This window comes from Hyalangium versicolor, from assembly GCF_020103695.1.
Classification (GTDB): domain Bacteria; phylum Myxococcota; class Myxococcia; order Myxococcales; family Myxococcaceae; genus Hyalangium; species Hyalangium versicolor.
This window is the reverse complement of sequence record NZ_JAHXBF010000035.1, coordinates 39,085-61,266: the sequence shown is the minus strand read 5'-3', so window position 1 is coordinate 61,266 and position 22,182 is coordinate 39,085. Positions and strand designations below refer to the sequence as shown.

The following is a 22,182-nucleotide window of genomic DNA, read 5'->3' as shown; positions in this document are numbered from 1 at the left end:
GGGAGCCCGATGCCCGTTTCGCCCAATGCCCATGAGGCCGTCGCCCCATGGCTGGAACAGTTGCTCGCCCGGCGGCGGCAATGGCTGCTCGCCCAGGCCCGGCACCTGTGCCGCAACCCCTCGGATGCCGACGATCTCGTCCAGGAGACGATCGTCCGCTTCCTCGCGGCCTTCGGCCATGCGGATCCACCTCCGGATGAGGGCGTCTGCGCCAACTGGCTGGTCACCACCCTCACCCATTGCTTCTATGATCAGCTGCGCAAACAGCGGACCCGTGAGCGAGGTGCCGAAGAGCTGAACCGACAGGACCCCACCGTCGAGCCCGAGCCGCCCCCACGGCCCATCTTCGACCGCATCTCCGATGAGCAGTTCAGCTCGGCCGTGCAGGCCTTGAGCCCGGTGGCGCGCGCCACCTTCGAGCTGCACGCCAGCGGCCGGAAGTACAAGGAGATCGCCGAGGAACTCGGCATTCGCGAGGGCACCGTCGCCAAGCGCCTCCACGATGCGCGCTCGAAGCTCCGCAAGATGCTCGAACCCCTCATCCGCCTGGGAGACCACTGATGTCCGCGCACTGTGAACGAATCGAGCGCTTCGCGGATGGCGAGCTGGCTCCCGAGGAGGCAGAGGGCTTCCGTCAGCACCTGCTGGATTGCCCCCGGTGCCAGGCCGAGCTGGGCAACCTCCTGCAACTCAAGATGATGGCCACGCGCCATGTGGAACGGCAGCCCGCCTCCGCCCGCCCGGCCCCTGTCCGCCGGGTGTTCCCCCGCTGGACCCTGGCGGCCGCGGGGGCTGCCCTCGCCGCCCTGATTGCCCTCGGCGTGCGCATCAAGATGGGAGGCACCTCCCGGACCGATCCCTGGCTGATGAGCGAACCCGAACGGCGGCTCGAGATGCGGCTATCGCTCGCGGAGGCGGACCGGCACCGTTCCCTGGCGGCCCGGGCCATGGGGCAAGACTCCTCGCGAGTTCCGAAGCTCCCGCTCGAAGCGCTCGCCCAGCTCGAACGTGACGGAGATTCAGCCGGCCTCGCCGCGGCTCTCCTCGCTCGCAATGACAAGAGCCTGGTGGATCAAGCCCAGGCCTACCTCGCGCCCCTTTCCGGCACCCCGGAGAACGAGACCCTGCGGGGCGTCGCGCTCCTGGTGAAAGGTGCTCCGGAAGAAGCGCTCCGGCATCTGCAGCTCGCGCTCGACCAGGCCCCCACGCTCCCTCAGGCGCTGTGGAACAGGGCCCTCGCGCTGAGAGATCTCGATCTGCCTCAGGCCTCGGCGGCTGGATTCCGTGAGCTCGCGCAACAAGGAGAGCCCGGCTGGGCGGAGGAGGCCCGCCAACGCGCCAAGGCGCTCTCGGCCGAGGAGCAGGCACGCGCCCAGCGGTGGGAGTCCGTCCTGCGCGCGGGCCGCGAGCTCGCCACCCACGGCACCCTGCCCTCTCCCGCGATCCTCGCCGAGCGCTCGTCCGCCCTGCGCATGTACTTCTACGATGCGGTGCGCACCCGCTCCTCCGCCGAGCAGGTCCGGGCGCTCCTGCCTCTGGCTCGCGAACTCGACCAGCAGGTGGGAGGTGAAGTCCTGGCCCGGTATGCCGAGCGCATCGCCTCGCACGACTTCACGCAGCGGGCACCCCTCGCCCAGGCCTACGCCCAGCTCCGCCAGGGGACCCTGCCCCCGGAGCAGGTCCAGACCCTCATCTCGCAGTTGCTGCGCTCCCCCGAGGAGGATCTCCTCATGGGAGTGCTCATCTACGCCAAGGCCGTCGGTGACCACCTCGATGTCTTCGAGGCCCGCGCCGAGTCCAGTCAGGATCCCTGGTTCCGCCTCCTTGCCGCCCATGAGAAGGCCAAGGTCCAGATCGCACGAGGGCAACTGTCCGAGGCACGCCAGACGCTCGTGAGCGCACTCTCGCTCTGCGCCTCCACTCCCATCGATTACCGCTGTGGAGCCCTCCGCCTGGAGTACACCCTGCTCCTGAGCAACGAGATGCGGCTGGGCGAAGCCTGGGAGCAGGCGACCCTGGCGCGGCGGCAGGCCCGCGCGGCCAACGACCGGGACAAGGAGCTCGTCGCCCTGGGACACCTCGCGCAACTCGCGCGCGTCCGGAACGACTTCCCCCTCGCTCGCGCCTACTTCTCGGAGATGCTCGAGCGCAATCGCGGGAACGCGCAGTTCTCCCTGTTCGCCCACCAGAACCTGGCGCACGTGGCGCTCAACGAGTTGCGCTTCGATCAGGCCCGCGCGGAGATCGATCAGGCCCGCGCCACCGGGCTGCCCCTGTCCCACGTGGGTGCCATGGCGCTGGCGGACCTCTCGCGGCAGCGGCCTTCCTCAGGGGATGAGGCGGCGCTGCGACGGGCGCTCGCGGAACCTCCCCCTACCGCCACCGCCGGCCAGAAGCTGCTCGCCCGGCATGCCCTCGCCCGCTTCCTCATCGAGCGTGACCGGACGGAGGGCCGCTCCCGTATGGAGGAGATCCTCCGAGAGACGGAGTCTGGAGAGCTCCTCGCACGGGATGAAGATGCGCAGAAGGCCCGGGCCTACAGCTTCACCTCGCTCATCCTCGATGCGGGCAAGACCGGAGACACCACCGCCGCGCTGGAGCTCTTCGGCCGCGAGCAGGGCAGTCCCCTCCCTGAGCGCTGTGTCGTCGCCGCGACCGTGGACAGTGAACGAAGCCTCGTCCTCGTCCGAGGCGCCGACGGCAAGCCCCTGGGCGCCTACGACGGAGCGCGCCGGACACGCCTGGCCGACAACCTCACCGGTCTCGTCCCCAGCGAAGCACTGACCGCGCTCCAGGGCTGCGAGACGGTGCAAGCCCATGCGCGTCCTCCGTTGCAGGATCGACCCGGCCTGCTGCCGCCGGAGTTCGCGTGGAGCTACAAGCTGCGCTCGGGGCCCACTCCGCAGCCCCAGGCAACACGTGCCATCCACCTGGTGGTGAAGGATGTGGCTCTCTCCCCCGAGCGCACCCAGTCCCTGGGGCGACTCAACACTTGGAAGGCCGACTTCGGCCCCACAGAGGAGCAACGGCTGCTCACCGGCCCGGAGGCGACTCCTTCCCGAGTCCTCGCCGCCATGCGCGACGCCACGGATATCGATCTCGTGGCCCACGGCGTCGTCCCCTCCACTCGCTTCTCCTACCTCGTGCTGGCACCTGAGGGCACGAGTGACGAGCTGAGCGCCACCCACATCCAGGCGCAGCACCTGGAGGGAGCGCCCCTGGTGGTGCTGGCCGCGTGCCGCGCCGCTCAGGGCCCCTACATCCTTCACGAGCCGTCCGGTCTGCCCGCCGCCTTCATCCAGGCGGGAGCGCGGGCCATCATCGCCGCCACGGTGGAGATCCCGGACCTGGAAGCCGCCGGGTTCTTCAACGCCGTCCGAGAGCGCATCCGCCAGGGCCACCCACCCGCCACCGCGCTGCGGGACGAAAGGCGGAAGTGGCTCGCGCAGGGCCAGGGCCAGCAGTGGCTCGAGTCCGTCCTGCTCTTCGACTGAGCGACACCGCCCGTTCGCGGCCGTGTGACATGAAACGCTACAGCCTCGCGATCCCCGTAACACGGGGAGCTACAGATTTCCGCGTTCAGAGTCCCCTGGCTCCGCCAACTCCTTGAAGTGACACGCGTCAGCAGGCTGGCACCGCCGCTGCATTGTCCAGGCTCAACCGCAAGCCAGACGGACTCGGCGCCGCGGGACCTTCCTCGCCAGGACTTCCCTACCCATGAGACACCAACTGTTGAAGATGTTTGCCTTCGTCATGACCCTGTTCGTGGTCTCCGGCGCCGCAGTGGCCTCCGAGCCCTCCCAAGCCGCGACCTGCACGGATCTCGGGGACCAGTTGGCCAAGGCCGCCGAGTCCGCCGGTATCCCGATCAACCGCGAGCAGACCGTCACCACCACCTCCAACGGTGTCGCCTTCGCGGGCACCAGCATCGCGGGCTTCGAGCAGATCCCCGCCACCCAGTTCCCCAAGGGCGTGGACGCCGGCTTCATCTACCTGAGCTCCCCCGAGAGCGGCATCCCCGCCGGCTACTACCGGCTGCGCACCACCGCCAGCGATCGCGACATCCGCGTGGGCAGCTACCCGGGCATCGTCAGCCTCGTCAACCTCGAGGGCAAGGTCGTCACCGTGGTGCCGGCCACCATCGACACCTTCTCCGTCTCGGTGCCCAAGCCGCTCCCCTTCGAGCGCACGCTGATGGATGCGCAGATCGCCTCCGAGGGCCAGACCCTGCTGCGCCCCTACCTCACCATCACCATCAAGATCCGCTGCCCGAACGGCTCCACCATCACCATCACCATCCGCATCTGAGTTCCCACTCCGATGCATGAGACAGGCGTGCCCCACCGCTCCACCGGCGGGGCACGCCTGCGACTCCTCCAGACATTCCCAAGCGACGCCTGACGTGATGGGATAGCTGCACTCGAACCCTGGAAGCCCCCTTCCAGGGTTTCGCCGTGTAGAGGAACCCTCCGTCATGAGTGTCCGGTCCACCAAGCCGCAACCCCCTCCCGCGGCATTTCCCCGGCCAGGTACCTCGCAGGGCCCCACGGTTCGCCCCCTCCAGCAGCAAGCCCCCCAGAAGGAACCTGCCAAGGCGGATTCCGGAAAGGGCTCTCCCCAGGCGGGAGGTGCAGCAGCCAAGGGCGGAGCCAAGGGCAAGGGCGGCCCTGCCGCAGGGGGCGCGCAAGGCCAGGAGGGCCTGGCCGGCGGCTCGCTGGGCACGGCCAGTGGCGGCTTCGACGGCCTGCAGGAGAGAAATGATCCCTCCGGCCGCGCCGCACTCGAGCGCCTCCAGGGACAGGGCACGCAGGCCCCGCCCTACGGTCAAGAGCGGACGGCCCAACAGGCGCCAGCTCCTGTAGCGCCGGAGGTCCCCCAGCAGCAGCGCAAGGTGACGGAGCGCGAGAGCACCACCGGCGAGCGTCCTGCACTGGGTGGCCGCGCGAAGCTGCGCAGCGTCGTCATCGAGCGGCTGCTCAACGGCATGAAGGACGCGCACGAGCGGCTGACCAACTTCGCCAAGAATCCGGGCCGGCTCGGAGTCGTCAACCTGAGCCTGACTCTCTCGGAGAGCGCGTTCACCCACCTGCTCTGGAAGGAACCGAGCACCATTCCCGCGCGCAAGGCGACCCTGCTCAACATCCTGGGCATGCCCCCCTCCACGGGCGATGCGGCCATCATCCGCGAGCTCATGGCGGAGGTTCACCTGGGCTTCGAGGAGTTCCAGGCCAGCCCCCAGGGCATCGAGGCCTGGCAGCGCTACGACGAAGTGCTCCAGCGCTACGAGGCCATGGGGGTGCAGCCCGTGGTACCGGGCCATGACACCGGCCCCATGCTGGCCGATCTCCAGCGGCTGAAGATTCCCTATAACCTGGACTTCACCCGCTCACTCCTGCTGCACCCGCTGCTGATAGGCGTGGCGCTCGAGCCCGACGAGGGCTCGGCCGACTTCGTCATGGTGGCCGGGTTGACGGTGGCGGAGCTCGGCGCGCTCATCGCCCACATGCGCCGCCTCAACCCCCGGCTCACCAACAAGCACGTGCGCCAGTTGCTCTACCTGGCCACCGCGGACAAGAGGACCGGCGGCCGCAAGCGGCTGGCGGATCCCGACACGAAGGATGTGCAGGAGCTGGCCAAACAGCTCCTGCGCCTCCAGGTCACCCACCACCTCGCCGTTTGAGCCTCAGCCCACGGGGTTGACGAAGGGGTTGAGCCAGTACTCCTCCTCCTCCTGCCTCCGCGCCTCCTCCTCCTGCTTCTGCGCGGCGACCTGCTCGGGTGTGAGCGCCTGCGGAGGAGTGAAGCCCTCGTCGTCAATCTTCAGCTCGCCGATCTGGTGCTGATCATCCGTGGCGACGTCGATGATGCTCTTGATGACGAAGCCGCCGAAGCCGATGGCCGCGCCGAGGACCGGTGCGCCCATGAGGGCCGCACCGATGGCTCCGGCGCCCGCGATGATGTCCACGCCGCCCTTGGCGAGCTGGCCCGTGAGGCCCGTCTCGAGCCCCTCCTTGACGTTCATCGCGCCCTCCCAGATGCCGGCGACGCCGCCCACCACGGCTCCCGCCGTGCCCATGCGCTCGAACACCGACAACCCGGCCCAGGGCTTGATGGCCGCGCTCGCCGCCGCGGTCGTCTCCAGTGCCGAGCCTCCGAGCTGGAAGCCCGCCAGGGCCGCAGCGGGCGCGTCCTTCTCCTTGATGGCGTCGGCCAACGAGATGCCCGCGCCCACCATGCCCGTGACGCCGACGAGCCCCTCGAACGTCTTGGTGGCGTTCTTGGCGCCCCGGAGGGCGTCGTCGACCTTGCTCCCGAGCGCGGCCTGGGAGTTCAGGTACTTCTCACGCAGGCCCGAGCCGACCACCGAGCCCTCGGCCATGGCCTTCGAGGTGGCCGCGGCCGTCACCGCCAGGTTCTCCTCGTCCTCGCTCTGGAACTGCCCGGCCGCGGTGATGTCACGCACCTCGCCCTGGGCGTTCTGGAACGTGAGCCGATCGCCGTTCTCGTTCACCTCATGCACGGCGGTGCCCGCCGGACCGCTCGCCTCACTCCGGATGCTGAGGTCCTTCAAGCCGTCAGCGGTCTGCAGCGAGACGTGCTCCTGCTTGGAGGAGGTCTGCTTGAGGTCCTTGTCCTGGAACTTGCTGTCCGTCTTCTCCGTGTACTTCGTGCCCTCCGCCGTCTGCTCCGCGGTCCGGGTGTAGTGGTGCTCCTGACTCGAGCCGTCCCGGTCCTGACGGATGACGTCCAGTTGGTCCAGCTTGCCATCCGCGCCGTACTTGCTCGTGGACTGGCCGCTCACGTCCACCAGGTCCTTGCCGTCCGGTGAGAACGTCTTGCCGCCGTAGTTCTCCGTCACCGTGTTGCCCTCGCGGTGGCGAATCGTGCTGATGGAGGCGTTGGGCGCTCCCTCCACGAAGGTCTGCGAGGCGTAGGTGTTCGGATCCTTCTTCATCTCCACCAGCCAACGCTTCGGAGCCTGCTCCGGCTCGTAGGCGTCGTTGTTGGCGTCGAACTTCTGCTCCCAGCCGCTGTCCTTGTGCGCCTGGCGCAGGTTCGTCAGGTCCGCGCGGTTGTGGGGCTGGTTGCCGCCCGCGGCCTTGGCGTACTCGGCGGTCTCCAGCTTGCCGTTGCCGAAGATGAGGTCCGAGTCCGTGGTGTACTCGTCCTTCATCTCCTTATCCACGATGGAGGTGGCCTGGGTCTCCCCCTGGGAGAAGCGCTCGATCTTCTGGTACGCGGGCAGCGCCTGCTGGCCGTCCTGGGGCGCCGCGATGGAGTAGGACTTCGTCGTGGCGCGGTCGATGGGCTGGCCGTCCTGGAAGGCCCCCTTGAGGTAGCCATCGATATAGGACTTGTCCTGCTGCTGGGAGTAGGTCGTCTCGCTGCCCTTCACCGTGCCCTGGCTCTGCGCGTACTCCTCCACCGTGAGCTGGCCCTGGCCGGCGGCCACCCAGTTGCCGTTGCCGTCCTTCTCGCCCACCCGGTTGTCGGTATAGGTGAACTTCCCATCGCGGGACTGTTCGATGTCATCCAGCGATGGCTGGGTGTCCATCTCGCTTGCCTGGCTCTGCCACTGCGCGTTGCGCACTCGCGTGCCGCCATCCGCCGTCACCTCCGTGCGGGTGCGGGTGTTCACTCCGTCCTTGAAGCCCTGGGACTCCAGGCTCACCGAGCCGTCCGCTCCGCGCGTGGCCCGCGTGCGCTCCACGATGTTGCCCTGCGCGTCCTTGCGCACCATCTCCGCTTCGTTGTCGTTGATCTTGGTGACCGAGGCCCCCTCTGGCAGCTGCCCCGTGCCGTTGATCAGATCGTTGGTCTGCTGGGAGGTCTCGTTCTTCAGCGCGTTCTGCATCTCCGAGACCTTGGTGCGATCCTCCGCCACCGTCTGGACGTTCACGTCCGCCTCCGCGCGCTGCTCACCGGTCAGCGTCTGGGAGTTCGACGTGTTGGCCGCGGCGTTGACGGTGAGCACCTCCTTGTTGGCGATCTCCTCGGGCGCGCCGATCTCCTGGGGCGCGCCGATCTCAGGGATCCCTTCCACCTCGGGGCCAGCCGAGGGCTTCGCCAGGAGGTTCACCGCACCGCGCTTGGGTGTGCCTTCCAACTCAAAGGAGTCCTTCCGCACTGCCCCAGTGAGCGTGCCGGCCGCCGTCTGCACCGCATTCGCGGGCTTCTGAGCGCCCTGCGACTGCTGGGGCCCGCTGGTGGCCGGCTTGACCTCCTTCTTCGGCGGCGGGGGCGGCGGCGGAGGTGGGCGAGAAGTCGTGCGAATGGCCATGGTCGTCTTTGCACTCCAAGAAGGGGATTTTCGTAACGTTACGATCCGAGCCGACACCGCGGCTCGGAAACCTCTGTGACCAGGCGCCCCACCCGTCCTCGTGGGGCGCCCCTCTGCTCTTCGTCAGAGCCTCAGTTGTTCGTGTTGGCGAAGGCGTTGAGCCACGCCTCTTCCTCCGCCTGCTGCCGATCCAGCTCCTCCTGATGCCGCTGCTCGGCGACCTGCTCGGGCGTCTGGGGCTGCGGAGGCGTGAAGCCCTCGTCATCGATCCGCAGCTCGCCGATCTGGTGCTGATCGTCGGCGACCATGTCGATGATGCTCTTGATGGCGAAGCCTCCGACGCCGATGGCCGCGCCGAGCACCGGCGCCCCCAGCAGCGCCGCGCCGATGGCTCCGGCGCCCGCGACGATGTCCACGCCGCCCTTGGCGATCTGGCCCGTGAGGCCCGTCTCGAGCCCCTTGTCGACGTTGGTGGCGCCCTCCCAGATTCCGGCGGCCCCGCCCACCACGGCGCCCGCGGCTCCGAGCTGCTCGAACGCCTTCAACCCGCTCAGTGGCTTGACGGCCGCGCTCGCCGCGGAGGTCAGCTCCATGGTCGCGCCCGCCATCTGGGTGGACGCCAGACCGATGGCGGCCTTGTCCTTGTCCTTGACGGCCTGGCCCATGGAGATGCCCGCAGCCACGATGCCCGTGGCGCCCACGAGCCCCTCGAACACCTTGGTGGCTCCCTTGGCGGCATTCAGGGTGTCGCCCAGCTTGTTGCCGAGCGCGGCCTGCGCGGTGAGGTACTTCTCCGTCAACCCCGAGACAACCACGCCGCTCTCGGCGAGGGCCTTCGAGCCGGCCGCGGCCGTGGCCGCCAACGTGGACTCCTGCTCGCTGCGGAACTCATTCGGGTTGGTGATGTCCCGCGGCTCGGAGTCTCCCTGGGCCTGGACCTTGAGGTGGTCGCCGTTCGCGTCCACGTCGTGGATGGCGGTGCCATCCGCGTTGGTCGCCTCGCTGTGGATGCTGATGTCCTTCAAGCCATCAGCGGTCTGCAGCGAGACGTGGTCCAGCTTGGTGGTGGTCTGCTTGTTGTCCTTGTCCAGGTACTTGCTGTCCGTCTTCTCCGTGTACCTGGTGCCCTCCGCCGTCTGCTCCGCGGTCCGGGTGTAGTGGCTCTCCTGGCTCGAGCCGTCCCGGTCCACACGGGTGACGTCCAGCTGGTCCAGCTTGCCGTCCGCGCCGTACTTGCTGGTGGAGCTGCCGTTCACGTCCACCAGGTCCTTGCCGTCCGGCGAGAACGTCTTGCCGCCGTACGTCTCCTTCACCGTGTTGCCGTCGCGCTGGCGCAGGGTGCTGATGGAGGCGTTGGGCGCTCCCTCCACGAAGGTCTGCGAGGCGTAGGTGTTCGGATCCTTCTGCATCTCCACCAGCCAGCGCTTCGGCGGCTGCTTGTTCTCACCGACGTCGTTGTTGGCGTCGAACTGCGCCTCCCAGCCGCTGTCCTTGTGCTCCTGGCGCAGGTTCGCCAGGTCCGCGCGGTTGTGCGACTGGTTGCCGATCGCCTTGTCGTACTCGGCGTAGTGCCCCTCCACCGGGAAGCCCGGCTCTACGTAGAGCGGGGTGTCGGTGCTGTTCTCGTTCTTCATCTCCTTGTCGACGATGGACGTGGCCTGGAGGTCGCCCTGGGAGAAGCGCTCGATCTTCTGGTACTGCGGAGTCGGCTGCGTGCCGTCCTCCTTGGGCGCCTCGATGGAGTAGGTCTTCGTGGTGGCGCGGTCGATCTGGCCATCCTTGAAGGCGCCCTGGAGGTAGCCGTCGATGTAGTCCTTGTTGTTCTGCGAGGTGTAGGTCGTCTCGCTGCCCTTCACCGCGCCCTTGCTCTGCGCGTACTCCTCCACTGTGAGCTGGCCCTGACCCGCAGCCACCCAGTTGCCGGTCGCGTCCTTCTCGCCCACCCGGTTGTCGCTGTAGGTGAACTTCCCGTCGCGCGACTGCTCGATGTCATCCAGCGACGGCTGGGTGTTCATCTCGCTCGCCTGGCTCTCCCACTGCGCGTTGCGCACTCGCGTGCCGCCATCCGCCGTCACCTCCGTGCGCGTGCGCGTGTTCACTCCATCCTTGAAGCCCTGGGACTCCAGGCTCACCGAGCCATCCGTCCCGCGCGTGGCCCGCGTGCGCTCGACGATGTTGCCCTGCGCGTCCTTGCGGATCAGCTCCGCTTCGTTGTCATTGAGCTTGGTGACCGAGGCACCTTCGGGTAACTGCCCCGTGCCGCCGATGATGTCGTTGGCCTGCTGGGTGGTCTCGTTCTTCACCGCCGTCTGCGTCTCGGTGATCTGGGCGCGATCATCCGCCACGGTCTGAACGTTCACATCCTGCGCGGCCCGCTCCTCACCGGTCACCGCCGACTGGGTGTTCGGCGTGGTGACGGCGGCGCTTTGCGTGGTGGTCACCTCAGGAGTGGTCACCGCGGCCTTGACCTGGGGAGTCCCCGTGGGCGTGCCGATCTCCTTGGGGAGCTCAGCCTCGGGGAGCACGTCCACCGAGGAGGTGCCCTCGGGCTTCGCCAACAGGCTCACCGCGCTGCGCTTCGCGGTGCCTTCCACCGTGAAGGCGTCCTTCTGCTGCTCGAGCTGGGTCTGGGTCGGCTGCGCGGGCGTGGCCGCCGTGGTCCCGCTGGGCAGCGTCGCCGTGGCCGTGGCCGTCTCGGTCTTGGCCGTCTCGGTGGCCTTCTGCACGCCCTCGGTGAGCGTGGCGGTCGCCGTCTTCGCTGTGTCCGCTGGCTTCTTCGTGTCCTCGGCCGTCTTCAGCCCGCTGGTGGCCTGCTTGACCTCCTTCTTCGGCTCCTGCTTGACCTCCTTCTTCGGCGGCGGGGGAGGCGGCGGAGGTGGGCGAGAGGTCGTGCGAATGGCCATGGCGTCCTTGAACTCGGGAGAGGGGGTATGCGGATGTAAGGACAACTCCGGCCCTGGGTTTGCGGACTTTTCCGACAGAGCCAGTTAGTTGGAATATTAGGCTGTGAACGTTCACATGGCAATGAATTTTGTAACGTTACGAACCCAGCGGATTTCCCGCGTCAGTAGACCTTGAGCAGCCGCGCCCGGTATTCGAAGCGCGAGCGCTCCATCACCTTCTCGGGCTGGAAGATCAGATCCAACGGGAGCGAGAGCTGCCCCGCGGCCAGGGAGGAGACGGCCTTCATCATCTCTGGGGGCGTGTAGAGCCAGCCCTCCACCTGCCACTGGGTCCGCAGGAAGTCGCGTCCCCGGAGCGCCATCTCGGGAGGAGGCGTCATCCCTCCGAGCGCGCCCGGGACGACGCGCAGCACGAAGGCATCGAAGCGATCATTGCCGGAGAGCTCGGTGAGCTTCGCATCCAGCAGCTCGCCGTTCCGGGCCTGGCGCACCTCGAGGGTGACGGTGAGGAGGGCGCTTCGGTTGTTCAGCGCGTCGAGCGTCTCGCGCGCCTGCGCCATGATGCGCAGCCGGTTCGCCGCGGGCTCGTTCCCGAACAGCTGCGCGAGCTTTTCACTCTGCTGGGGAACCGGAGGGGGTGTTCCTCCTGGGTTCCCCGTCTTGGCGTACTGCTCGGCGGCCTGCGTGTAGCTCTTCACGATGCCCGCCATGGGGTTGCGGATCCCCAGGTCCCGAGCATCACCCCCCTCGGTCTTTCCCAGCGCACCTTCCATGGAGCCGCGGACCGCATCGAAGTAGGGGTGCTGGCCGATCCCCCCCGCGCGGGCCGAGGCGGCTCCGTCGTCCGCCCAGTCCTGGACGCGCGCGGTGAGCCGCTCCCCCGTCTCGGCAATGGACTCGGGCTCCAGGGACGGATCCCCCGGGTGCAAGGTCCGCCCTCGGGACTCTGGCTCCGCGGGAGAACCCGCGCCGGGAACGCCCGCGGGCCACGAAGGGACGAGTACCAGCTTGCGCGGAGCATCCCCCTCCCCTGCCCCCGCTGCGGGACGCTCCTCCCGAGGCGGCTGAGGCGGGGTGGGCTCGGCAGTGCTGGGACGCTCAGCGACAGGCTCGGCGGGCTTCTGCCTGCGCGCGGGCCGGATGACAGAGCGGGGAGGGCTCGGCGCATGGGTCGCGGGAGCCTGCGGGGGAGGCGGTGAGGCGAGCGGTACGTCCGTGAAGTCCAGCTCCACGAGGTTCGGCTGCGCACGCTCGGCCACGGGGCTCGGCCTCTCGGAGGCTCGGGGCTCGGAGAGCCACAACCATAGCGCGATGGCCAGGTGCAGGAGCACCGAGGCCAGGAGTGCAGGGGCAAGCCTGAGGCGAGAGGGGCCGGGCTTCATACCCCTCAAAAATGACCCAAATGGCTCGTGCCCGCCAGGGGTCAGGGGCGGCAGCCTGGTTCCCCCTGTCTCTTATAAAGCCCGCTGGCGCCGGGGGCCCTTCAGGGGGAGCTCCAACGTGGCCGTGGCCCCCTTCCCCACCCCATCGCTCTCCAACATGAGGCGGCCGCCCAGGAGCGTCGCCGCGAGCGCGCTGGAGTGCAGGCCCAGGCCGTGCCCGCCCTCTCGCGTCGTGTAGCCCTGGGAGAAGAGCCGATCGCGGCTCTCCGGCGCGATCCCCATCCCGGTGTCCGAGATCTGGATCCGCGCGAAGTCCCCCTCCGCCGTGAGCCGCACGTGCATGTGCCGCTCCCCCTCGGGCAGGGCCCCCATCGCGTTCTTCGCGTTGCTGATGAGGTTGACGAGGATCTGCAGCACCTTGTGCTTGTCCAGGAGCACCGTGGGCAGGGTCACCAGCTCCTGGGTGACGTCGACGCCGTGGCGCCGGAGGGCCGGCATCTGGATGCTCAGCGCATCCCCGACGAGGTTGGAGAGCTCACACTCCTCGGTGATGATCGTGCTGCGAGCGTAGGTCTGCTGGACCTGCACGATGGCCCGGATGTGCTCGATGTGCTTGCCCATCTCCTTCATGCTCTCGCGGAGCGAGTTCCGCTCGAGGAGCAGCTGATCCGTGAGCGCGAAGAGATAGTCCGCGAGCTGGATGCCCTTGGGCTCCTGGGTGAGGAACGTAGCCAGGTCGCCGCGGCGCTCCTCGAGCAGGGCCATGGCCTGCTTCAACCGCTCCATGTGGATGCTGCCCGCCGTCGCCTCCATCACCTCCAGGTTGATGACGGCGCTGGTGAGGACGTTGCCCACGTTGTGGAGCACGTTGACGGCCACCTCCGCCATGCCGGCCGCACGGGCCGTCTCCACCACCTGGGCCTGCGCCTGCTTGAGCTCGCGCGTGCGCTCTTCCACCCGCTTCTCCAGCTCGTCATTGGCGCGGCGAAGGGCGGCCTCGGTGCGCTGGATCTCCCCGTAGAGGCGGGCATTCTCGATGGAGATGGCAGCCTGAGAGGCCAGATGCCCGAGCAGGGAGATGCGCGACGGCGTGAAGGCGTTGGTGGCGAGGTTGTTCTCCAGGAAGAGCACACCGCGGAACTCGTCTCGCCGCAGCAGGGGCAGACAGAGCACGGAGCGGGCGTGACTCTGCTCGAACCAAGGGTCCGCCGAGAAGGCGTGAGGCTGGGAGGCGTCGCCGATGAGCACGTGCTCGCGTGAGCGCTTGACGTAGGAGATCAGCGTCCACGGAAGGGAGTGCTCGCCCGAAGCCGCGGTGGAGTCCTTCCCCGAGGTGCCGAAGATGGCCGCCACCTCGAGCTTGTCGCTGCCCGGCAGCAGCAGGGCCCCGCGCTGGGCCCCCGCATTCTCGATGGCCACGCGCAGCAGCGTGGCTCCCAGCCGCCCGAGGACCATCTCGCCGGAGATGGCCTGCTGGGCCTTCACCACGGTGAGCGCGTCGATCTGCGTGGAGTCCGTATCGGCGACGGTCGACTCGCGGGAGGAAGCCGGGCGGAGGTGGGGCCACTGGGCATCCAGCTGCCGGACCTTCCCGCGCGCACCCCAGCTCACGTAGGCCTCGCGGGCCTTCTGCGCGTAGGGCTCCGCGAGGGTGGGCACCCGCTGCTCGAACCAGAAGCGGGCCGCGAGCTCGCACGCGAGGGCCACGTTCTGGATGAAGCCGTGCTCGCGCGCCGACTGGTACGCCGCCTCGTAGGCATGCAGGGCCTCCACCGTCTGGCCCGTGATGCGGGCCAGCTCCGCGGAGACCATCCGCTCCGGCGCCAGGAACGTGGATGGACAGTTGGCGGCCCACTCCGCGAGTTGCTGCTGGTGCCGCCGCAGCGTCTTGAGCGCCGCGGGCCGCTCCTCCGTTGGCAGGTTCTTGAAGACCGCCGTCAGCGAGAGGGCGTGGAAGAGGTGCAGATCCAGCAGCTGGATGTGGCTGAGCATGGACCAGGCCAGCTCCGTGGCCTTGGGAGCCAGCGCGAGGGCTTCGTCGTACGCGCCACACATGAAGCGGGACTGGATCTTCGTGAGCCAGTAGCAGCAGCGCGTGGCGCTCATCCGCTCGGGAGTCAGCGTGGCCTCGAAGGCGGCCTCGTCGAAGCCCTCGCCATTCAGGGTGCTGAACGAGTCCGAGAGCCCTCGGAGCTGCTGCACATAGCGCTGGGTGAAGTGGATGGTGTCCTGCATGTCCACGAAGCCCGCCTTGCGCACAAAGGCCAGCCGCGCGACGGACTCCTGCCAGACTTCGTCCAGCGCATGCCCCATGTGGAGGCGGTTCGTGACGATGTGGTTGCAGCAATAGCCCGCAACCTGGAAGTCACTCGTCTGGATGCCGAACTGGAAGGCCTTGCTGATGAGCGCCTGCGCCTCGGTGAGCGGGTGGGTGAAGTAGCTGATCGTCTCCAGGCAGATGAGCGCCTTGCCGCGGAAGGCACCCAGCTGGTGGCGCTCGACGAGATCGCACGCGAGCTTGCCGAAGGCATAGCCCTCCGCATACCGCTTGAAGTAGGGCCCCAGCACCAGCCCGTACCCGGCGTACCCGTCGATGGAGGCGTTCACGTTGCCGCGCGCGAGGCTGAGGGCAACCATCCGGCTCAGGTGGAGGATGAGCAGGTGGGGGTTCGTGTAGAACGTGGAGGTGAGCATGGCGCCCAGCACCGTCATCACCGCTTCCAGCTCCGGATCCTTCACGAGGGGCAGCTCCACGAGGCTCTCGATGGAGCGGTTGCCCAGCAGGGCCTTCACCTCCTCGTTGGACTTCTCCACCTCCTCCCAGGTGGGGTGCGCCGGCAGCGGCGTGCCCAACAGCTTCAGGCCCTCCAGCAGGCAGTCACAGGACTCCTGGATCTCCCCGCGGGCGACGTGGATGTCACTCTTCAGCTTGTAGACGGTGGACAACTGCGTGGGGGTGCGCGCCCGGGGCCGCAAGTCGTCCACCAGGCGCCGCGCCTCGACGGTGTTGCCGAGCATGAACTCGCAGCCCGCCTTATCGAGTTGCAGCTTGAAGGCCAGCTCCGGATCCTTCTGCCAGGGGTCTCCCGGGAGGAGCTGGAAGGCCGTGGTGTAGTAGTCGATGGCCGAGCTGAGCGCCGTCGAGTCCTTGGCCTTCTGCCCGGCCTCCGCGTTCAGGCGTGCCACGCGGTGGCGCTCCTCGTCGCTGTCGAGCAGCACGACTCCGGCATTGAACTGACTCACGACATCGAAGAGCTTCTCGCGCACCTCCTCGGGCGAGAGGCTGGACAGCAACAGCCGGCCGATGCGCAGGTGCACGGCCTTGCGCTCCTCCTCGGGGATGAGGGCGTAGGCGGCCTGCTGGATGCGATCGTGCAGGAAGCGGTACTGATCCGGGCCCGCGCGCACCAGCATGCCCTCCAGGAACGCGGGCTCCAGGCCCTGCTCCACCTCGGCCGGGTCGAGGATGTTGGAGATGATGCGCAGCATCGAGAGCGAGAAGGTGTTGCCCACGCACGCGGCCAGCCGCAGCAGGTGCTGTGTCACCGAGGGGAACTGGCGCAGCTTGCTCGCCATGAAGTCGACGACATTGTCCGAGTAGCCCTTGGCCCGGACGGCCTCGGCATCCCACCGCCAGGCGCCCTGGGGAGTGCGCACCAGCAGCCCGTCCTGGTTGAGCGTCAGCAGGAACTGCAACAGGAAGAAGGGATTGCCCCCCGTCTTCTCCCGCGCCAGCACCGAGAGCGGATGGACGATGTCCACCCCGGCCTGAGGCAGCGTGTCGGCGACGAACTGCTCCACCTCCGAGAGGCTCAGCGGCTCCAACTGGATGTCCGTCATCCGCGCGCCGGCCCCGCGCAGCTCTCCCAGCACCTGGGTCAACCGATGCGCCGGCCCCACCTCGTTGTCGCGGTAGGCGCCAATCAACAGCAGCGGCGGCGTCTCGAGGTGAGTGAGCAGGTGCTGAAGGAGCCGGAGGCTGGCCAGGTCCGCCCACTGGAGATCATCCAGGAAGACGACGAGGGGGTGCTCCTCGGTGGCGAAGACGCCGAGGAACTGGCGGAACACCCGGTTGAAGCGGTGGACCGCCTCGGCCGGAGGCAGCTCCGGGACGGGAGGCTGCTTGCCCACGACGAGCTCGAGCTGTGGCACCGCATCCACGAGGAGCTGCCCCAGCCCCTCCCACGCCTTCAGCAGGTGTTCGCGCCAGCGAGCCAGCTCCTCATCGGTCCCCGCCAGCAGCTGCTGCGTCAGCCCTCGAATGGCCTGGGACAGGGTGGCGTAGGGGATGGCCTGCTGGAACTGATCGAACTTGCCGCTGAGGAAGAAGCCACGCTGGCGCACCACGGGCTTGTGCAGCTCATTCACCACGGCGGACTTGCCAATGCCCGAGTAGCCGCGCACGAGGATGAGCTCCGGCCGCCCGCCACGCGCCACGCGCTCGAATCCCTGGAGCAGGACCGCCGCCTGGGCATCACGCCCATACAGGCGCTGCGGGAGCTGGAAGTGCGTGGGGTGATCATTCCTCCCCAGCGGGAAGTCCTCGCTCACGCCCCGGCGCAGCGCATTCAGGCACCGCTCGAGGTCCGCCTTGAGCCCGTCGGCGCTCTGGTAGCGCTCCTCGGCCACCTTGGCCAGCAGCTTCATGACAATCTCGGACACCACCAGCGGCAGGCCCGGGATTCGCTCGATCGGCGGCAAGGGGGAGATGGCCATGTGGGCATGGAACCACTCGAGCGCATCGCGGCCGTGGAAGGGACGGGTGCCCGTCAGCACCTCGTAGAGCGTCACGCCCAGCGAGTACAGGTCGGTCCGGTAGTCCACCGAGCGATTCATGCGCCCGGTCTGCTCGGGAGACATGTAGGCCAGCGTTCCCTCCACCAACGAGGCCGGGGCGGCATCCACGTGCTCGACGAGCTGGAAGGTGGCGATGCCGAAGTCGATCAGGCACGCCCCTCCGCTGGGGGTGATGATGATGTTGGAGGGCTTGATGTCCTTGTGGATGACGCCGCGGCGGTGCAGCTCGGCCAGGGTGCCGGCCAGGGCGATGCCCAGCTCCAGCGCGCGCCCCAGCTCGAAGGGCTTGCCGGTCAACTCGGACAGCGGCACGCCCTCCACCGACTCCATGAGGAGCACGGGCCGATCGTGGACGCGCTCACAGGCGTGGACCCGGGTGATGCCATGCACGTCGTGCAGGCGCTGGAGGATGCCGAACTCCCGGCGATAGCGCTCGGTCTCGCGCGGCCCGAGGGAGGAGGCCACGGGCGTCTTGAGGATGAGAGACAGGCCATCAGTGTCTCGAACCACCCGGAAGAGCAGGCTGTTACTGGTGGCCTTGATCGAGCCTCGCAGCGTGTAACCAGGAATGTTCAACATGATGGATGTGCTCTCGAAGTCGGGCCGAGCCGCGGGGATCAACCTGGGCTGCTCATCATCCAGGCGGGCGCGGAGACAGCGGCAGACTCGTCATGACAGTGGATCCAAATCCGCCCCCCGGTTCAGATCGCACTGTGGCTGTTGAAAGCATACCCCATGACCGTTGGACTCGATCAACGGAGGGGAAACGCCCACCTGCCCAACTAAGGACGCGGCGTCTCGCTTCCGTTGACGGGGCGTGCTGGCTCGCAGAGGTAGCAGAGTCGGAGCGCGAGCTGTTCATCCCAACCCGCCCGGTAGTCTTCGCAGCGCCGCCCAGTCAGGTTGTGGAGCGCCTGGGTGACATCAGCCAGCTCTCCGCCCTGCTCTGCCTGATCCGCAGCGTACCCGGCGAAGTCCGCGTCCGTGGCGTACCAGAACACGCAGAAGCCAGGCTCCTGCCGCACCCGACCGTGGGTGTACTGGAGCCACCCGAAGAGCAGCGGGTCCGCGTCGACGGTGCGGCGCAGGCTGGCGTTCATGAAGTTCATCAGCGGCCACGAGGGAGCCAGCAGCCCGCCGAACGCAGCACCCTCGCGAGCGAGCGTGGCCTCGATGCGCCGCTGGCCCTCCCTGTCCACGAGGGGTTGGAGCCAGCGCCAGGGAGGGGTGCCGAACCTCCGCTCGTGGAAGCTGTCGCGGTAGGGCCTGCAGGCGGCGTAGAGGTTGAACAGGGCGATGCCCCAGAGCGCGACGAGGGGCACGAGGACTGCGTGGCTCGCCCGAGGCTTCCGCTGCCCCCACTGCACGAGGGCCTGAGCTGCGAGCGCGGAGATCAGGACCAGCGCCGCGCCGAAGACCAGGACCATGCCGTGCAGGTGGTACTTGAAGAGGTAATACTCCGGCTTGAACCCCATCCGCAGATAGAGGAACTGGATGAAGGTGTTGATGGCTCCGAAGACTCCCGCATACCGGGCGAGCCGGGCCCCCTCGGCACCGAGTGGCAGTCCCATCCGGCGCGCGGCGAACGGGAGGATCAGCAGCAGCACCGTCAGAAAGGCCTCGCCCCGGATCATCGCGTGGATCTCAGGCGCGATGATGGCGCCCCAGACCGGGTGCAGCTGCCAGAGGGTCCGGTAGGCAAAGGCCGCGGCCCCACCGAGCCCGACAGCCAGCGCGATCAGCCCCCAGCGCAGGCGCTTGGAGTGCGACACCCCGCCCGCCTCGACGGCCGTGAGCACGGCGCTGACGGCGGCCACGTCTCCCAGGTTGAGCCCATAGGTGAACCGGTGGAGGACGATGGCGAACAGGAGCATCGCCACGCGCAGCGCACGCGTGCGGCTCAGCCCGAAGAGCACCCAACAGAGGACGGTGGGAACCAGCCCGAACAGGTGGACATAGAACCCGTCGGCCTGATGGTAGTGCAGCACCCGGAAGAGGATGTTGGTCCCCAGCACTCCGAAGCCGGCCAGAAAGAGCCACTGGGCCAGCCTCGCGGGCGCCTTGCCTCTGTCAGCCCCCGCGCGAGACACGGCCGCGAGCGCCGCCAGCAGGCAGAGCGTCACCAGCAGGGGAATCGCGTAGAAGCCGGCGCGGAATGACTCGAAGGCATCCAGGCCGAAGAACACCTCCAGCCAGTGCGTGAGCGCATAGAAGGTGACGAACTTCTGGTAGGTGTCCGGCTCGGTCTCGATGAAATGACGCTTGAGGGAGACGTGGTTGCCCGCGTCGCCGCCTCCCACGGACACCATGCCCTCGAAGGCGGGCGTGTACAGCGCCCAGACGACGATGACCATGGCCGCGGCGAGTACCAACACCGACTGCACGAGCAGGAACCGATCCTCCACCTTCGGCCTTCCGCTCAGGAAGACCAGGGCCAGGACAGCTCCCGCGACGATGACTCCCAGGCCCAGGCCCGTGGAGATGCCGACGCCGAGCGCAGCCCGAAAGAGCCCGGACAGCAACAGTGGGAACACGAGCAGCAGCGGCAACAGCAACAGCACTCCTGCCCCTGCCCCGCTCTCGCCCTCCTGAAGCTCGGCCGGGGCATCCAGGAAACCCAGGGCCCGGCTCAGCCGATCGCGCAGTGCGTGCACGGTGATTGCCATGCGCTCAGCCCCCGACCAGGGATCTCACCCGAAGCCCCAGCAGCGCGGTGGTCACCTTGACCATGAAGCGAATGCTCTTCAGCCCGCTCAGGCTCGAGACGCCCTGCGTGCGCGGGCTCATCTCCACCAGGTGCTCGTCGATCCGCAGCCCCCGGAGCGCGAGCAACGCGATCGACTCGGGCTCGGGGTACTCGTCCGGCATGGAGCGCAGCAGCGCCTGCACGGCCCGCCGTGAGTACACCCGGAAGCCCGACGTCGGATCACTCACCCGCGCGGACCTGCCGAAGAGTCCCAGGACGAAGGTGACCACCACGCCACCCGCGCGCCGCAGCCGCGTGGTGCTCCGCAGCGGATTCGAGACCGCATCCGCCGTGGGCTCGGGCGCCGCGAAGCGCGAGCCGATGAGCAGATCCGCTCCCTTGCGCGCCGCGACGGCGGCCAGCCGGGGAATCTCTTCGATTGGATGCTGGCCATCGGAGTCGCACTGGACGACGTAGTCCGCGCCCACGCTGCGGGAGATCTTGAACCCCGTCAGCAGCGCCCCGGCGACGCCCACGTTCGCGCTGTGGGTGACATGGTTGTGCGGCGCGAGCGTCTTCAGCAGGTGGGGCGTCTCGTCCGTCGAGCCGTCGTCCATCACGCAGAAGGTGAAGCGCTCCGGCCCGTCCACCTTCGCCTCGAGCGCCTTGAGCCGGGAGAGGACCTGCGGCAGCGAACCGGCCTCGTTGTAGCAAGGCAGGATGACCAGGATCTTGCAGCTGCCCCCTTCGAGGCTCCGTGCGCCCTGCTCCGGGAACGTCCGAGCCGCGAAGCTCGTGGTGAGCTCGGCGATCTGCCGGGAGAAGCGCTGGTTCTCGGCCTGCTGCTCCACCATCTGGAAGAACAGGAACATCATCATCCCGCCGAGCACGAAGTTGCTGACGAGCTCGATGCCCAGCACGCGGATCAGCGGCCGGAACAGGTTGGGGCTGATGGCCGCGGTGAGCAGGAACAGCGCCACCAGCCACCAGATCAGCGAGTTGCGCGCTGGGAGGCGGTGGCCGAACTGCGAGAACAGGAGGGTGAAGAATCCCGCGGCGAGCAGGACGACGATCAGGGACATGTGCTCCTTGCGCTCTAAGGCCCTCCGCGCTTGCACAACAAGCACTTTCTACGCACGGGCCCCCAAATTTCCAGGGGTTCCATCGGCAACCCGCGCCCCTACTTGCGGAGGAGCCGCCGGAACTCGCCCGGCGTCTGCGAGTAGATGCGGTGGAAGGCCCGGTTGAATGCTCCGGACGACTCGTACCCGACGGCGCTGGCGATCTCCGCGATGCCGTGCTCTCCCTCGCGCAAGAGGCAGCCCGCTTTGTACATCCTCCAGCGCGTCAGGTATTCGAGCGGCGCCTCTCCGATCTGCTCCTTGAAGCGCAGCGCGAACACGGAGCGCGACATGCCCGCGACCCGGGCGAGCTCCTCGACCGACCAGGGATGCGCGGGCGCGTGGTGCATCGCACGCAGCGCAGTTCCCAGCGGTGAGTTGCCCAGCGCCGCCAGCCACCCCTGCTCCCCTGCCCTGCCAGAGGCGTAGTGCGTGCGAATCGTCTGCACGAAGAGGATCTCGGCCAGGCGGCTGATCACGATGGGCGAGCCGAGCGTGGATGTCGCCGTCTCGATGGCCAGGAGGTTGAGCGTCGCGCCCAGCGCGCTGGCCTGGGCCTCGTCTCCCCGGACGAACAGGACGCGAGGGAGCATCTCGAAGACGGGCTTGCTGCTCCACTCGTCGAACTCGAACAGGCCGGTGACCACGGTGGTGGGCGCACCGCCTCCTCCGCAACGGAGCAGATTGCCGACCTTTGTCTGGATGAGCTCTTCGCCGTCCACGGCGCGGGTGCGAAGTGAGTCCCGCACCGCAATGCCGATGTTGGCGGCGACGACGTAGCAGTCACCGCCGCGCAGGGGGATGGGGTTCGGCTCGCCCGCGACCTCGAGCCAGCAACTCCCGCGCGTCACCAGTCCGAACTTCGCGTGCGGAGAGCCAGCAAACTTGACGCCCCACGGAGCGGTCGCTTCCATCCGGCAATACAGCGCGTTCCGGACGCGCATCTCCGTGAATACGTCGCTGAACGGGTCCACTCCCGCCAAGGCGCTTGAGTCCGGACGCTCGGATCGTT

11 protein-coding genes are annotated in these 22,182 nt (G+C 68.2%); 4 read left to right on the top strand and 7 right to left on the bottom strand.

Features of this window, described 5'->3' with window-relative positions:
- Positions 1 to 9: 9 nt before the first annotated feature.
- The 4 genes from KY501_RS45870 (at position 10) to KY501_RS45855 (ending at position 5,680) form a co-directional block, all read left to right on the top strand.
- Positions 10 to 561, top strand: coding sequence for an RNA polymerase sigma factor (locus KY501_RS45870; protein WP_224371193.1), 552 nt, complete (start codon positions 10 to 12; stop codon positions 559 to 561).
- The gene (locus tag KY501_RS45865; protein ID WP_224371191.1) at positions 561 to 3,494 is read left to right on the top strand and encodes a CHAT domain-containing protein; all 2,934 of its coding nucleotides are present in this window, start codon (positions 561 to 563) and stop codon (positions 3,492 to 3,494) included. Before KY501_RS45870 ends, KY501_RS45865 begins: the two co-directional genes overlap by 1 nt.
- 223 nt (positions 3,495 to 3,717) lie before the next feature.
- The gene (locus KY501_RS45860; RefSeq protein ID WP_224371189.1) at positions 3,718 to 4,308 is read left to right on the top strand and encodes a hypothetical protein; all 591 of its coding nucleotides are present in this window, start codon (positions 3,718 to 3,720) and stop codon (positions 4,306 to 4,308) included.
- Between the two features lie 166 nt (positions 4,309 to 4,474).
- On the top strand, positions 4,475 to 5,680 hold the full coding sequence (locus tag KY501_RS45855) for a hypothetical protein (RefSeq protein WP_224371187.1): 1,206 nt from the start codon (positions 4,475 to 4,477) through the stop codon (positions 5,678 to 5,680).
- Positions 5,681 to 5,683: 3 nt separating this feature from the next.
- Here KY501_RS45855 and KY501_RS45850 read toward each other — a convergent pair whose 3' ends face one another.
- From KY501_RS45850 to KY501_RS45820, 7 genes are all read right to left on the bottom strand, one after another.
- Positions 5,684 to 8,281 (bottom strand): hypothetical protein, encoded by a 2,598-nt coding sequence (locus KY501_RS45850; RefSeq protein WP_224371185.1) that lies wholly within the window; start codon positions 8,279 to 8,281, stop codon positions 5,684 to 5,686.
- Positions 8,282 to 8,412: 131 nt separating this feature from the next.
- The gene (locus KY501_RS45845; protein ID WP_224371183.1) at positions 8,413 to 11,184 is read right to left on the bottom strand and encodes a hypothetical protein; all 2,772 of its coding nucleotides are present in this window, start codon (positions 11,182 to 11,184) and stop codon (positions 8,413 to 8,415) included.
- Positions 11,185 to 11,345: 161 nt separating this feature from the next.
- Positions 11,346 to 12,566: an energy transducer TonB gene (locus KY501_RS45840; protein ID WP_224371181.1), complete on the bottom strand. Its 1,221-nt coding sequence runs from the start codon at positions 12,564 to 12,566 to the stop codon at positions 11,346 to 11,348.
- 72 nt (positions 12,567 to 12,638) lie between these two features.
- The gene (locus KY501_RS45835) at positions 12,639 to 17,942 is read right to left on the bottom strand and encodes a trifunctional serine/threonine-protein kinase/ATP-binding protein/sensor histidine kinase (protein ID WP_224371179.1); all 5,304 of its coding nucleotides are present in this window, start codon (positions 17,940 to 17,942) and stop codon (positions 12,639 to 12,641) included.
- A 203-nt stretch (positions 17,943 to 18,145) separates the two neighbouring features.
- The gene (locus KY501_RS45830) at positions 18,146 to 20,029 is read right to left on the bottom strand and encodes a hypothetical protein (protein ID WP_224371177.1); all 1,884 of its coding nucleotides are present in this window, start codon (positions 20,027 to 20,029) and stop codon (positions 18,146 to 18,148) included.
- Between the two features lie 4 nt (positions 20,030 to 20,033).
- Positions 20,034 to 21,131 (bottom strand): DUF2304 family protein, encoded by a 1,098-nt coding sequence (locus KY501_RS45825; protein WP_224371175.1) that lies wholly within the window; start codon positions 21,129 to 21,131, stop codon positions 20,034 to 20,036.
- Positions 21,132 to 21,229: 98 nt separating this feature from the next.
- Positions 21,230 to 22,144 (bottom strand): AraC family transcriptional regulator, encoded by a 915-nt coding sequence (locus KY501_RS45820; RefSeq protein WP_224371266.1) that lies wholly within the window; start codon positions 22,142 to 22,144, stop codon positions 21,230 to 21,232.
- Between the last annotated feature and the right edge of the window lie 38 nt (positions 22,145 to 22,182).